The sequence below is a fragment of the Ruegeria sp. L12 genome (genome assembly GCF_056531745.1).
Window position 1 is genome coordinate 455461 of record NZ_JBQFMH010000002.1, and the last position, 13199, is coordinate 468659.

A 13199-nucleotide genomic window follows, 5' to 3' on the forward strand; every position below is an offset into this window, starting at 1 on the left:
ATTACCAGCGGCGTTCAAAGCGGCGGCGCAGGATGATTGCGATGATATTCATGGTCAGCAGGAACATCAAAAGGATGATGATACCGCCCCAGGCTTTCTCATAGAAACCAACATCGGCGCGCGCGGCCCAGGTATAGATTTGTGCGGGCATGGCCGAATTCGGCTCGGTGAAACCCGCGACGAATCCATCGGGATAGCCACGGGCGACAAAGCCCACCATGCCGATCAGCAGCAGCGGAGCGGTTTCACCCAGCGCCTGCGCCAAACCGATGATAGTCCCGGTCAGGATACCGGGCGCGGCCAGCGGCAGAACGTGATGGAACACCGCCTGCATTTTTGAGGCCCCTACCCCCAACGCCGCATCGCGGATCGACGGCGGAACCGCCTTCAGCGACGCTCGGGTCGAGATGATGATCGTCGGCAAGGTCATCAGCGTCAGCACCAGACCACCGACCAGCGGCGCCGATTGCGGCAGGTGCATGAACTGGATGAACACCGCCAGACCCAGAATACCGAATACGATCGACGGAACAGCGGCCAGATTCGAGATGTTCACCTCGATCAGATCGGTGAAACGGTTCTGCGGTGCAAACTCCTCAAGATAGATTGACGCGGCGACTCCGATGGGCAGCGACAGGCACAGTACCACCAGCATCATGAAGAACGACCCCACGACTGAGGCACCAATGCCTGCACCGCCGGGGTTATCCACGCCCGAATCCGCTCCGGTGATGAACGGCCAGTTGAAGGCCTGCCTGACGATGCCCGCCTCTTTCAGCGCGTCCACCAGATCCAGATCGCTAAGCTGCAGGAAACGGCTGTCCTGCAGGGTGTCACGCGACACGCGGCCTTTGAAATAACCATCCACCCGACTTGAGGCCGCCAGATCGAACATGACCGGCTCGCCCAATTTACTGGGGTTATCGGCATAAAAGCTGCGGATTGTCCCACCGATTTTGCCCAGAAGACGTTCGATTGCAGCCTCGTCGAAATCAACGGTGATACCGCTTTCGGCCAGTTGCTCATTCAGCTCTGCAATGAACAGGTTGGAATAGGCCTTGGTCTTGAACAGGGTTCCCTCCGCCTCGTCGCGCTGGGCTGGGCTCAGCGTGAATTCGACGCTGACCACAGTGCGCTGAAAGGCCGGGATGCCCTGTGACAGGATCGAGGCAAACAACACGATCAGGAAGAACAGGCCTGTTGCAATCGCAACGATCCCATAGGCGCGAAAACGCTTTTCTGCAGCGGCACGTTTCTTGGTCCGGGCGTCGGTGGCCGTTAGGGAAACCGAATGGCGGCCCGTCTCGGGGCTTTGCATGCTGGCGTCGGTCATTCGTACTGCTCCCGATACTTGCGCACGATATAAAGGGCGAAGACGTTCAGCCCCAGCGTGAGGATGAACAGGGTCATGCCAAGCGCGAAGGCCACGAGGGCCTCGGGCGACGCGAAATCGGCGTCGCCGGTCAACTGGCTGACGATCTTTGCGGTAACGGTGGTCATGGCCTCGAACGGGTTCAGGTCCAGACGCGCGGCGGCCCCTGCCCCCAAGACCACGATCATGGTCTCACCAATGGCGCGCGAGGCGGCCAGCAGGATTGCACCTACGATGCCGGGCAGCGCTGCGGGCAGAACGACCTGACGAATGGTCTCGGACTGGGTGGCCCCCAGCCCGTAAGAACCGTCACGCATGGCCTGCGGCACCGCGTTGATGATGTCGTCCGACAGCGAGGACACGAACGGGATCAGCATGATGCCCATGACCAGACCGGCCGTCATCACGGCAGTACCGGCCTTCATCCAACCCAATCCGTCGTCGCCAAATACGCTCAGCAACAGCGGACCAACGGTGAGCAAGGCAAACAGGCCGTAAACGATGGTCGGGATACCAGCCAGAACCTCAAGCAGCGGCTTGGCAAAGGAACGGACGCGGGGCGAGGCATATTCGCTGAGGTAGATCGCAGCGAACAGGCCAATTGGCACAGCCACTAGCAGCGCGACCAGCGAGATGTAGAACGTGCCCCACAGCAGCGGGATGATGCCCAGATCGGACGCCCCGCCCCGGCCCGAGAAACTGGGGGCCCATGTGGTGCCGAAGAAGAACTCGGATGCCGGGTAGAGCTTGAAGAACTCCCATGTGTTGAAGATCAGCGACAACACAATTCCAACCGTTGTCAGGATCGCGATTGAGGCGGCCGCCAGCAGCAGTACGCGAATGCCTTGCTCAACAACGTTACGGGCGCGGTAATCAGAGTGAGTCTGGAACCAGCTGAACACGGCACCGGCCAGCGCCACAAGAAGAACCGCAACCGACATGATCGCGTAACCGGTGGAATTCATCGCCCGATAGCTCTGCGCCCCACGCAGCACTGGTTGCGTGATGTCCGAGGTCACCACCTGACCGGCGTCCTTAAGCCGCTGGGTAATGTCGGAGGTATCCGCCCGCCCATTCCGGGCCACCTCTTCGGTGAGTTGCCCCTGTGCGACGGCACTGTCGAGACCATATGCCGTGCGGCGCACCTCGGCCATGACGAGGCTGAGGGATGAACCGTCCTTGACCGCCGTTTCCGGGATCATTCCCGAGACCTGAGAATTCACATAAAGCGGCTGCACCAGCAGCCAGGCGATCAGCAAACCGATGGCAGGAACAATCGTCTTTAGCGCCACGTTGGCGCCGTAGAACGCTGGAAGCGAATGCAATGCCCGAATTTCTTCGCCGCCGCTTTGTAAGGCGCGCCTGCGACCCAACACGTATCCAACGGCAGCAATCGCAAGCACGATCAGAATGAGCCAAAAAATTGGCATGGTACCCCCACAGGTCTTGATCGGGATTTGAAGTAAAAAGCGGGGCGACACCTGCGCCGCCCCCTGTCATTTTAGATGGGGTCTGGGTTTAGCTGCCCGAACCCATGGTCACTTCGTTCGCGATGGCGTCCTGAGTGTTCGCCAGCTCTGGGTCAGCAACCAGACCGTAGTTGGCCAACGGGCCCGAACCACCTGCGATCTCATCATGCGTGAAGAACTGAGCGTATTCTTTCAGGCCGGGGATCACGCCGATATGCGCTTTCTTGACGTAGAAGAACAGCGGGCGCGACACCGGGTACTCACCCGAAGCGATGGTCTCGGTCGACGGAGCGACGTCGCCCATGGTAGCCACTTTCAGCTTGTCGGTGTTGTTTTCGTAGAACGCCAGACCAAACACGCCGATGCCGTTGGGGTTGGTGTCGATGCGGGCCAGAGTTTCGGTGTAGTCACCGTCGATATCGACCGACTTGCCATCGGTGCGCACGTCCAGACATGCGTCTTCGGCATCGTCTTCGCTCATGCCGCCTGCGATCATGGCTTCCATCGCGCCGGTTGCTTCACAACCTGCCAGCAGAACCTTGTCTTCGAACACTTCACGGGTGCCGTGCTTGGTGCCGGGGATGAACATGGCGATTTCAACGTCCGGCAGGTCGCCGTTGAACTCGGCCCAGCTGTTGTAGCTGTTGTCGACCAGCGCGCCGTCCTTGATGACTTTTGCGCCGATGGCGTTGTAGATGTCCGCAGGCTGGAAGGCCGAGAAGGCAGGGCCGGACTGCTGGCTTGCAAATACGATGCCGTCATAGCCGATGCGCACTTCGATGATGTCAGTCACACCATTTTCAGCGCAGGCTTTGATTTCTTTTTCACGGATCGCACGCGACGCGTTTGCGACGTCGATCGTGTTCTCGCCAACGCCTTCACAGAAACGCTTGAGGCCGGCAGACGAGCCGCCCGATTCAACAACCGGTGTGGGGAAGTCGGTATTTTCGCCAAACAGCTCGGCCACGATCGACGCATAAGGCAGAACGGTGGACGAACCGGCAACCTGAATGTTGTCACGTGCAGCAGCGGCGGTTGCCGAGACGGTGGCGATTGCCAGCGCAGAAGCCGACAGTTTTACAAAGGACATTTCAGTCTCCTTGACAAGGATGGGTACTGATCACCCCCATGATGATCTGCGCAAAGCCCTAAGAGTCGCGCGTAAGCCTTTTGTGACAGGTATGTAACGGTTTCATGACAAGTCAGGAAATATCCAGAATTTCTTAACTTGACGCGCCGTCAGAGCCCGGACGTCTGCACCGGGTCAGAGTTTAACGGGGCAGTATCACCGTAAATACAGCGCCCTGCCCCTCTTCGCTTTCAACCCGCAACCGACCGCGATGGCGATTGACGATGTGCTTGACGATGGCCAGTCCCAGACCCGTGCCCCCCAATTCGCGAGAGCGATGGCTGTCGGCCCGATAGAATCGCTCGGTCAGTCGAGGCAGGTGCTTGGCGTCGATTCCCGGTCCTTGGTCTATGACCCGGATACGAACCGCGGCACCGCGCATCGCAGTATCGCGCTCGGACAATGTAACGACCACATTCACCACGCCGCCGCTGCCGCCGTATTTGATCGCATTCTCCACCAGGTTGGTCAGAACCTGACGCAGTTGATCACTGTCTCCCGCAATCGTCACCGGATCATTGGGAGCGTCGAGCGACAGTTTTACACCGGCATCATCCGCCAGAGGCCGCAGCGTGTTCAGGGTGGATTGGATCAGGCCCGTCAACTCGACAGATTCCTTGGGCCTGACCCGCTCTTCGCTTTCCACCCGGTTCAGTGACAGAAGGTCTCCGACCAGCCGGTTCATGCGATTGGCCTCATCCGCCATGATCTGCAAAAATCGCTCCCGGGCTGCCGTATCGTCGCGCGCGGGTCCGCGCAGGGTTTCGATGAAACCCATTAGAGCGGTCAACGGCGTGCGCAGCTCATGGCTGACATTGGCCACGAAATCCCGCCGCATCTGGCCTGCCTGTTCCAGGTGCGTGATATCCTGAAACACCACCAGCGCGACATTTGAACTGGCCATGTACCGGCACTGAACCTCAAAGGTCGTATCCTGCGCGCCATCATTCGAAAGGTGCCGTGCGTTGCTGGGCCGCTTTGACCGCATACATTGTTCAATTGCATCGATGACCAGAGGCTGCCTGAGGATCGTGGCGAAGTGCCGCCCTTCAATCGCCGCCCCCAGCAGGCTCCGCGCCTCGCTATTGGCTGCGGCGATCCGTTCAGCTTCGTCGACCATCAAGGCGGGCATCGGGATGGCTGTGACCAACTCGGAGAACAAGGGTTCAGGCATTCGGCATCAGACCGGTTTCAGCGTTTCACGGAATTTGCGCATGTTGTCCTGATAATGCAGCGCACTGAGGGTCAGGCGCTGCGCCGCCTCCTCGTCCAGCTGCCGGACCACCTTGCCCGGTGTCCCCATGACCAGAGAGTTGTCGGGTATCTCTTTGCCTTCGGTGATCAGCGCCCCGGCCCCGATCAGGCAGTTTTTACCGATCTTCGCCCCGTTAAGAACGATAGCGCCCATGCCGATCAGCGTGTTGTCTCCGATCGTGCAGCCGTGCAGCATCACCTTGTGCCCGATAGTGCAATTCGCCCCGATGGTCAGTGGATATCCGGCATCGATATGCATCACGCAGTCTTCCTGCACGTTAGTGCCCGCGCCTACGCGAATTTCTTCATGATCGGCGCGGATGGTGCTGCCGAACCAGACCGAGGCGCCCTGCTCCAGCACCACCTTTCCGATCAGATTGGCATCGAGCGCGACCCATGTATCCTCGTGAATCTGCGGTTTATGTTGCCCCAAAGCGTAGATCGTCATGACTGATCCTCGAATTCGGTTTGCAAGGTGCGGATATGGTTCTGCAGGCGCGGCTGCTGAATGCGGCGCATCCGCTCGGCGCTGACGATGGTTTTCAGCTTTTCTTCGGTGGCATCGAGATCGTCGTTGATCAGGACATAATCATAATAGCCCCAATGGCTGATCTCATCCCAGCTTTTCAGCATCCGCTTGGCGATCACGTCGTCGCTGTCCTGCCCACGGCTTTCCAGCCTGCGCCGAAGTTCTGGTATCGAGGGGGGCAGGATGAAGATCGACAAAGCATGCTTGCCCAGATCCGAATTCCGGATCTGCACCTCACCCTGCCAGTCAACATCGAACAATACGTCGCGGCCTTTGTTGATCGACTCGCGGACAGGTTCAGCGGGCGAGCCATAGAAATTGCCGAAGACGTGGGCATGTTCCAGCATCTGGCCCTCTGCGACCTGCTGCTTGAACGCATCCTCGGACAGGAAGTAATATTCGCGCCCATGCTCTTCACCCGGGCGCGGGGCGCGGGTGGTGGCCGAGATCGAGAATTCCAGATCGCTGTCCCATTGCATCAGGCGGCGTGCCAGCGTGGATTTGCCTGCACCCGAAGGCGAGGACAGGATGATTAATAGACCGCGGCGATCTGCCATGTGCTTGCCCTCGTTCCTATTCTACGTTCTGAACTTGTTCGCGCATCTGATCGATCACCGCTTTCAGCTCAAGCCCGACAGCGGTCAGTTCGGCATTTTGCGATTTTGAACAGAGCGTGTTGGCCTCGCGGTTGAATTCCTGCATCAGGAAATCCAGCTTGCGCCCAACCGGACCGTCCTGATCCAACAGCGCGCGCGCAGCGGCGACATGGGCTGCCAGACGGTCGATTTCTTCAGTGATGTCGGCCTTGACGGCGATCAAGGCCAGCTCCTGCGCGACCCGTTCGGCGTCGACACCTTGCGCATTGTCGACAACACGCGCCAGATTATCCTTGAGCGCCTGCGCCATTTCATTCCGCCGCTGCTCGGCCAGATTTGCGGCAGTGTCTGTCAGTTGCGCAATCTGGTCCAACTGACCGCTGAGGATGCCGGCCAGCGCCTGCCCTTCGGCCTTTCGCATATCCAGAAAGGCGGCCAGCAATCCGGCGAATTCGGATTTCAGTTGCGCGACCAGTGGTGCCGGATCGTCCTCTTCGCTGCCCGCCTCCAGCATCCCCTTCAGTGCCAACAGGTCACTGGCCTTCGACCCGGCCAGCTCGATACCGCGCGCGCCTGCCATGGCTTCGGTCTGGGTCAGCGCGTCCAATGCAGCCTCCATCGCCGCCACGTTCAGTTTGATTTCCGAGGCACTCTCTTCCCGGCTGAGGCGCAGCGACAGGGTCACATTGCCCCGGCTGACCTGCTTCGACAGATCGCCACGCAGCGCGGCCTCGAGCCCGGTCAGCCAATCAGGCACACGCAGTCGCATATCCAGCCCCTTGCCGTTCACGCTGCGCAGTTCCCAACCCCAGCTATGAGGCCCGAACGCCCCTTTGCCCGAGGCGAAACCGGTCATGGATTTGATCATGCCTGCCCTTTCCGTCAAAACCGCTCGCCGCACCTAATGCCATCGGCGGGCGGGGGGCAAGACCCTGCTCATTTCTCGCTGTCGACCAATCGGTTAACCATTCGTTAAAGATTTACTCCAAATTTGTATTAACCCGTGTCAATTTGACAATCGCAGCCGCTGGCGAATTCCGGCTTTGCCCGATAGATGGCATTTTAGGAAAATCGCGATTGAGTGGTGGTAGGGTGATGAAATGAAAACCTTTTTTGGCAACGGATCTGGCTCAGGATTTGGAAAGATCGTCGCGATGGACCGATTTGACAGCGGGCGCAGCCTGTCCCCTATCCGTCAGGCCGAGGCTTATTGGACCGCCTTGCTCGGTAACGAGGGCGTGCCGATGCGGTCACAGATCGACCCGCGCGGGCTTGAGAATGTTCTGGAGTATACGTTCATCCTCGAACGCATCGCACCCGGTCTGGCGCGATTTCGCCTGGCTGGGAGCCACCTGAACAAGCTGGCCGGGATGGAGGTACGCGGCATGCCGCTGACCGCGTTTTTCGACCCCGGTGCGCGCGATGATGTCAAAACCCATCTGGACCGGGTGTTCACGGCCCCTGCGGTGGTCGAACTCGGGTTGACCTCGAAGGGCAAGATGGGTCGCACCAACCTTGAGGCCAGAATGATCCTGTTGCCGCTGAAAAGCGACCTCGGCGATGTCAGCCGCGTGCTGGGTGTCATGCTCAGCGACGGCACGATCGGGGCCACGCCGCGACGTTTCTCGATCACCGATCATCGGGTGCGAGAGGTGTCAGAGCTGCGGCAGCCACCCAAACCCGCCGCGCATGAGTCCATGGGCTTTGCCGAGCCGCAAGGTGAGTTTACGCCCCGCAAACCGCATTTACGGCTGGTTTCCTCGCGGGACGACTAAACAAAACGGCGGGCCAATGACCCGCCGTTCAGATTTTCCGCATTCTCGACCCTGATCAACTCGCAGCGCGCTTGACCCTGTCGCGACGCAGATTTGTCAGCTCTTCTGCAACGAGGAAGGCCAGCTCCAATGCTTGCGAGGCGTTCAGACGCGGGTCGCAAGCCGTGTGGTAGCGGTCCGAGAGATCCTCTTCGGTCACTGCCCGCACACCGCCGGTGCATTCAGTGACGTCCAGGCCGGTCATCTCGAAATGCACACCGCCGGGGATGGTGCCTTCGGCCTGATGCACGCCGAAGAAATCGCGCACTTCGCGCAGGACCGAGTCGAACGGGCGCGTCTTGTAGCCCGTGGCCGATTTGATGGTGTTGCCATGCATCGGGTCGCAGACCCAGGTCACTTTCGCGCCCTCTTCCTTCACGGCCTTGACCAGACGCGGCAGATGTTCGCCCGCCTTGCCGGCACCGAAACGCGCGATCAGGGTCAGACGACCCTCTTCGTTCTCGGGGTTCAGCTTGGCCATCAGGACCTTCAGATCTTCTGCGGTCGTGGTCGGGCCACATTTCAGACCAATCGGGTTCAGAACGCCCCGGCAGAACTCGACATGCGCACCGTCGGGCTGACGGGTACGGTCGCCGATCCAGATCATGTGGCCGGAACCGGCCAGCCAGTTGCCCGAGGTCGAATCCAGACGGGTCAGCGCCTCTTCGTACTCCAGCAGCAGCCCTTCGTGGCTGGTGTAGAACTCGACCGTCGAGAACTCATGCGTGGTATCCGCCGTGATCCCGGCAGCGCCCATGAAGTCGATGGTGTCCTGAATACGGTCGGCGATTTCCGAGTATTTCTGAACGTCCTGTTCATCCGTGAAGCCCAGCGTCCAGGAATGCACCATGCTCATGTCGGCGAAACCGCCGGTCGAGAAAGCGCGCAGCAGGTTCAGTGTCGCCGCCGCCTGCGTGTAGGCCTGCAGCATCTTGCCCGGATTCGGGATGCGTGCCTCGGGTGTGAAGGCCAGCTCGTTGATGATGTCACCACGGTAGCTGGGCAGTTCCACACCATCCACCACTTCGGTCGGCGCGCTGCGCGGTTTGGCGAATTGCCCGGCCATTCGGCCCACTTTGACAACCGGCACCTTGGCGCCATAGGTCAGAACCATCGCCATCTGCAGCATCACCTTGAACGTGTCACGGATCGCGTCTGCACTGAATTGTTCGAAGCTTTCCGCGCAATCCCCGCCCTGCAGCAGGAAGGCCTCGCCGCGACCGGCGGCACCCAGATGTTGCTTGAGACGCCGCGCCTCGCCTGCAAAGACCAGCGGGGGATACTGCGAAAGCTGCGCCTCGACTTTGGCCAGCGCGGCCGCGTCGGTATAGTCTGGCATCTGAACCCGGGGCTTGTTGCGCCAGTTCGTTTTTTGCCATTCGGTCATAGCTTTGATCTCCGCTGAGGTATTTCAGGTGGCCTCTATACAAAATGCAATGATGAGAGACCATATCACATTTGCGCCTCTTGACGCCGCAAACAAGCTTTGAGCATGGTGGCTGGCATATTTGCAACCGGGTAAATCCGGTCTGCACCGAATCAAGGACAGTTCGCCATGCAAGAGCAACGCCAAGTTGTCACCGTGGATCAGGGCGCGGGCAAGCCGCTGAATTTCGTATTTGTGCTGCTGGACAAGTTCTCATTGCTTTCCTTTGCATCGGCCCTCGACAGCCTGCGCATCGCCAACCGGATGGCCAATCGTGAGCTTTACACCTGGACTCTGGCCGGTGAAGGCGGCGACATCGTGCATTGTTCAGCCGGCACCACTTTCAAGCTGGATGCAGATCTTGAGGAATTGCAGCGCGACGAAGTGGTCCTGATCTGCGGCGGGGTCGACGTTCAGGCGGCGACCACCAAACGGGTCCTGAACTGGGTACGCCGTGAGGCGCGCAAGGGTGTGAAGATCGGCGGGCTGTGTACCGCCGCCTACACGCTGGCCAAGGCCGGGTTGCTGGAAGGCAAGCGCGCAACGATTCATTGGGAAAACTCGGACAGCTTCTCGGAAGAGTTCGACACGGTCGAATTGACCAAATCTGTGTTTCAGATCGACGGAAACCGAATGACTACGGCCGGCGGCACCTCGTCGATCGATCTGATGCTCAAGATCATCGCCGATGACTATGGCGAGGATCTGGCGAATGCGGTTGCGGATCAGATGATCTATTCCTCGATCCGCACCGATCAGGACACCCAGCGCCTGTCGACGCCCACGCGCATCGGCGTGCGGCATCCCAAGCTGAGTCAAGTCATCCTGATGATGGAAAAGAACATCGAAGAGCCGATCTCGCCTTCGACTCTGGCTAAGGATGTGGGCATGTCTACACGTCAGCTGGAGCGTCTGTTCCGTCGCTACCTCAGCCGGTCACCCAAACGCTATTACATGGAACTGCGCCTGCACAAAGCACGCAACCTGCTGATGCAGACGGATATGAGTGTGATCAACGTAGCGCTGGCCTGCGGCTTTGCCTCGCCGAGCCATTTCTCGAAATGCTACAGGGCGCATTACAATACCACGCCTTATCGTGAACGTGGTGCGCAAAGCGGGCGGCTTTCGGTCTAACCCTTCGGCGTCATCCGATAAACTGCCCCCTGCCCGACCGAGATGAACCAGATCGCCCCGTCAGGGGCCTCGACGATGTCGCGCACGCGTTCTGTCTCGGGCCCCTTGATTTGTTCCGCTTCACGCAGCGAAGTCCCGGACAGACGAGAAATATAGTCGAACTTGAGCGAACCCACGAACAGATCGCCTTTCCAGCCCGGCCACAGCTTGCCGGAATAGATCATCAAACCCGAAGGCGCGATGGACGGATCCCAATAGTGTTGCGGCTGCTCCATGCCGTCATTGGTCGTCCCCTCACCGATGGCCTCGCCGGAATAGTGCGTGCCGTATGAAATAACGGGCCAGCCATAGTTCCGGCCCGGTTGGATCAGGTTCACCTCATCCCCGCCCCGCGCGCCGTGCTCGGCCGTCCACAAGCGACCCCGAGCGTCCAGATCGGCCCCTTGCGGATTGCGATGTCCGTACGTCCAGATTTCAGGCCGGATATCTGCCTGCCCGACAAAGGGATTGTCCGAGGGCACCAAGCCATCACGATTCACCCGGATCACCGTGCCGATGTGGTTTGACCTGTCCTGTGCCTGAGGTCGGTCACCTCGGTCTCCGATCGTGACGAACAATGTGCCGTCATTCGCCTCGACAACCCGTGATCCGAAATGGCGGCCACCCGAGCCTCCGGGGCTGGCCTCGAAGATGACCCGCGACTTGGTCAGGCGCTCGCCATTCTCTGACAGGCGCGCCACCGCAAGCGCCGTACCGGCCTTGCCGCCGCCCTGCGGCTTCGAAAATGTCAGGAAAATCTCGCGTGTTTGGGCAAAGTCCCGCGCGATGGTAACATCCAGCAGACCACCCTGCCCCTTGGCAGCGACTTTCGGCACGCCGCGCACGATCTGAGACTTGCCCCCAGACACATAAAGCAGTTTCCCATCACGCTCGGTCACCAGAAATGCGCCATCCGGCAATATCCCGACAGCCCAGGGTGTATCGAGCCCTTCTACCATGGGTTCGACCCGCACCGGACCTTCTGAGGTTTCAAGGATATCAGCACGGACCATGCCCGCGGTGAACAGCAGGACCAAAATCGCAAATGTTCTGAACGCCATGATCTTTCCCTTTGGCACACAGCAAATATCATCATGAGAATAAATAGGTTTACAGCAGGCAAAAACACGTTTGCGTTAGGGCTTTTCTTTTTTGCGGGGCTTGCCTAGGGTCATGCCCAGAACAAAGATGTTCGAATGATAATGGGGAGTAACCATATGAAAAAGCTGCTGACTGCAACTGCAGCCACCGCTCTGCTGGCGGGCACCGCAATGGCCGAGGACGTCAAACTGGGCGTGCTGTTCGGCTTTACCGGCCCGATTGAATCGCTGGCTCCGGCCATGGGGTCGGGCGCTGAAATGGCGATGGCCGAAGTCACCGAATCCGGCAAGCTGCTGGACGGCGCATCCGTCACCGGAACCCGCGCCGACACTGGCTGTATCGACAATGGTCTGGCCACCTCGAACGGTGAGCGCATGATTGCCGACGGCGTTGCCGGAATCATCGGCGGCGACTGCTCGGGCGTGACCGGTGCGATCCTGCAGAACGTCGCAATTCCGAACGGTATGGTGATGATTTCACCGTCAGCGACTTCGCCGGGTCTGTCGACCATGGAAGATAACGGCCTGTTCTTCCGCACCGCACCGTCGGATGCGCGTGAAGGTCAGGTTATGGCCGATATCCTGAACGATCGTGGCATCAGCTCGATCGCTTTGACCTACACCAACAACGACTATGGCAAGGGTCTGGCGGACGCGATCCAGTCGTCCTACGAGGCGTCGGGTGGCGAAGTGACCATCGTGGCCGCGCACGAAGACGGAAAAGCCGATTATTCGGCTGAAGTCGGCGCGCTCGCCTCGGCCGGTGGCGACATTCTGGTCGTTGCGGGCTATTTGGACCAAGGTGGTCTGGGCATCATCCAGTCGGCGCTGGACAGCGGTGCGTTTGACACGTTCGGCCTTCCCGGCGGCATGATCGGTGACTCGCTGCCCGCAAACGTTGGCCCCGACCTGAACGGCTCGTTCGGTCAAATCGCTGGTTCGGGCGGTGAAGGTGCCGAGAAGTACTTTGCCATGGCAGAAGCCGCGGGCTTTGACGGTTCGTCGCCCTACTCGCCGGAATCCTACGATGCTGCGGCGCTGTTCATGCTGGCCATGCAGGCGGCAGGCTCGACCGCTCCGGCAGAATATGGCGCAAAGATCATGGACGTTGCCAACGCTCCGGGTGAGAAAATCTATCCCGGCGAACTGGCTAAGGGCCTGGAACTGCTGGCCGCGGGTCAGGACATCGACTATGTCGGCGCTTCGGGTGTTGAGCTGATCGGCCCCGGTGAAAGCGCGGGCTCGTATCGCGAGATCGAAGTGACCGACGGCGAGAACAAGACCGTCAACTTCCGTTGATCCCGCGTTAACAGTTATAAAAACAAGCAGCCCGGCCC

At 59.7% G+C, this 13199-nt stretch carries 12 protein-coding genes; 3 read left to right on the forward strand and 9 right to left on the reverse strand.

Annotated features, from left to right (window positions below):
- Position 1 precedes the first annotated feature (1 nt).
- The 7 genes from pstA to ACR0K9_RS05265 all read right to left on the reverse strand — a co-directional run bounded on the left by pstA (position 2) and on the right by ACR0K9_RS05265 (position 7217).
- Positions 2-1333 (reverse strand): phosphate ABC transporter permease PstA, encoded by a 1332-nt coding sequence (gene pstA, locus ACR0K9_RS05235; protein WP_480821327.1) that lies wholly within the window; start codon positions 1331-1333, stop codon positions 2-4.
- Positions 1330-2802, reverse strand: a complete 1473-nt coding sequence (gene pstC / locus ACR0K9_RS05240) for a phosphate ABC transporter permease subunit PstC (protein ID WP_480821329.1) — start codon at positions 2800-2802, stop codon at positions 1330-1332. The genes pstA and pstC overlap by 4 nt, the downstream gene beginning before the upstream one ends.
- An 88-nt stretch (positions 2803-2890) precedes the next feature.
- Complete coding sequence (locus tag ACR0K9_RS05245; RefSeq protein WP_480821331.1) at positions 2891-3931, reverse strand: substrate-binding domain-containing protein; 1041 nt, start codon at positions 3929-3931, stop codon at positions 2891-2893.
- A 181-nt stretch (positions 3932-4112) separates the two neighbouring features.
- Positions 4113-5144 (reverse strand): sensor histidine kinase, encoded by a 1032-nt coding sequence (locus ACR0K9_RS05250; RefSeq protein WP_480821333.1) that lies wholly within the window; start codon positions 5142-5144, stop codon positions 4113-4115.
- A 6-nt stretch (positions 5145-5150) separates the two neighbouring features.
- A complete protein-coding gene (locus ACR0K9_RS05255; RefSeq protein ID WP_480821335.1) occupies positions 5151-5672 on the reverse strand; it encodes a gamma carbonic anhydrase family protein in 522 nt (173 codons plus the stop codon).
- Positions 5669-6310 carry a guanylate kinase gene (gene gmk / locus ACR0K9_RS05260; RefSeq protein ID WP_480821337.1) on the reverse strand — a complete coding sequence of 214 codons (642 nt, stop codon included), beginning with the start codon at positions 6308-6310 and terminating at the stop codon, positions 5669-5671. Before gmk ends, ACR0K9_RS05255 begins: the two co-directional genes overlap by 4 nt.
- Before the next feature lie 16 nt (positions 6311-6326).
- A complete protein-coding gene (locus tag ACR0K9_RS05265) occupies positions 6327-7217 on the reverse strand; it encodes a YicC/YloC family endoribonuclease (protein ID WP_480821339.1) in 891 nt (296 codons plus the stop codon).
- A 232-nt stretch (positions 7218-7449) separates the two neighbouring features.
- Here ACR0K9_RS05265 and ACR0K9_RS05270 point away from each other — a divergent pair, with 232 nt between their 5' ends.
- Positions 7450-8124 (forward strand): PAS domain-containing protein, encoded by a 675-nt coding sequence (locus ACR0K9_RS05270; protein ID WP_480821341.1) that lies wholly within the window; start codon positions 7450-7452, stop codon positions 8122-8124.
- A gap of 55 nt (positions 8125-8179) precedes the next feature.
- Here ACR0K9_RS05270 and ACR0K9_RS05275 read toward each other — a convergent pair whose 3' ends face one another.
- Entirely contained in the window at positions 8180-9550 is a 1371-nt protein-coding gene (locus ACR0K9_RS05275; protein WP_480536324.1) for a class II 3-deoxy-7-phosphoheptulonate synthase, read from the reverse strand.
- A 168-nt stretch (positions 9551-9718) separates the two neighbouring features.
- On the opposite strand from ACR0K9_RS05275, the gene ACR0K9_RS05280 reads away from it, so the two are divergent.
- Positions 9719-10723 (forward strand): GlxA family transcriptional regulator, encoded by a 1005-nt coding sequence (locus ACR0K9_RS05280; RefSeq protein WP_480821343.1) that lies wholly within the window; start codon positions 9719-9721, stop codon positions 10721-10723.
- Here ACR0K9_RS05280 and ACR0K9_RS05285 read toward each other — a convergent pair.
- Positions 10720-11823: a PQQ-dependent sugar dehydrogenase gene (locus tag ACR0K9_RS05285; protein WP_480821345.1), complete on the reverse strand. Its 1104-nt coding sequence runs from the start codon at positions 11821-11823 to the stop codon at positions 10720-10722. The genes ACR0K9_RS05280 and ACR0K9_RS05285 overlap by 4 nt on opposite strands.
- A 156-nt stretch (positions 11824-11979) precedes the next feature.
- On the opposite strand from ACR0K9_RS05285, the gene ACR0K9_RS05290 reads away from it, so the two are divergent.
- Positions 11980-13161: an ABC transporter substrate-binding protein gene (locus ACR0K9_RS05290; protein ID WP_480821346.1), complete on the forward strand. Its 1182-nt coding sequence runs from the start codon at positions 11980-11982 to the stop codon at positions 13159-13161.
- The last annotated feature ends 38 nt before the right edge of the window (positions 13162-13199 follow it).

Excerpts from the sequence above, each read along its gene's own strand:
- pstA (WP_480821327.1), bottom strand. The coding sequence starts at position 1,333 with ATGACCGACGCCAGCATGCAAAGCCCCGAGACGGGCCGCCATTCGGTT.
- pstC (WP_480821329.1), bottom strand. The coding sequence starts at position 2,802 with ATGCCAATTTTTTGGCTCATTCTGATCGTGCTTGCGATTGCTGCCGTT.
- ACR0K9_RS05245 (WP_480821331.1), bottom strand. The coding sequence starts at position 3,931 with ATGTCCTTTGTAAAACTGTCGGCTTCTGCGCTGGCAATCGCCACCGTC.
- ACR0K9_RS05250 (WP_480821333.1), bottom strand. The coding sequence starts at position 5,144 with ATGCCTGAACCCTTGTTCTCCGAGTTGGTCACAGCCATCCCGATGCCC.
- ACR0K9_RS05255 (WP_480821335.1), bottom strand. The coding sequence starts at position 5,672 with ATGACGATCTACGCTTTGGGGCAACATAAACCGCAGATTCACGAGGAT.
- gmk (WP_480821337.1), bottom strand. The coding sequence starts at position 6,310 with ATGGCAGATCGCCGCGGTCTATTAATCATCCTGTCCTCGCCTTCGGGT.
- ACR0K9_RS05265 (WP_480821339.1), bottom strand. The coding sequence starts at position 7,217 with ATGATCAAATCCATGACCGGTTTCGCCTCGGGCAAAGGGGCGTTCGGG.
- ACR0K9_RS05270 (WP_480821341.1), top strand. The coding sequence starts at position 7,450 with ATGAAAACCTTTTTTGGCAACGGATCTGGCTCAGGATTTGGAAAGATC.
- ACR0K9_RS05275 (WP_480536324.1), bottom strand. The coding sequence starts at position 9,550 with ATGACCGAATGGCAAAAAACGAACTGGCGCAACAAGCCCCGGGTTCAG.
- ACR0K9_RS05280 (WP_480821343.1), top strand. The coding sequence starts at position 9,719 with ATGCAAGAGCAACGCCAAGTTGTCACCGTGGATCAGGGCGCGGGCAAG.
- ACR0K9_RS05285 (WP_480821345.1), bottom strand. The coding sequence starts at position 11,823 with ATGGCGTTCAGAACATTTGCGATTTTGGTCCTGCTGTTCACCGCGGGC.
- ACR0K9_RS05290 (WP_480821346.1), top strand. The coding sequence starts at position 11,980 with ATGAAAAAGCTGCTGACTGCAACTGCAGCCACCGCTCTGCTGGCGGGC.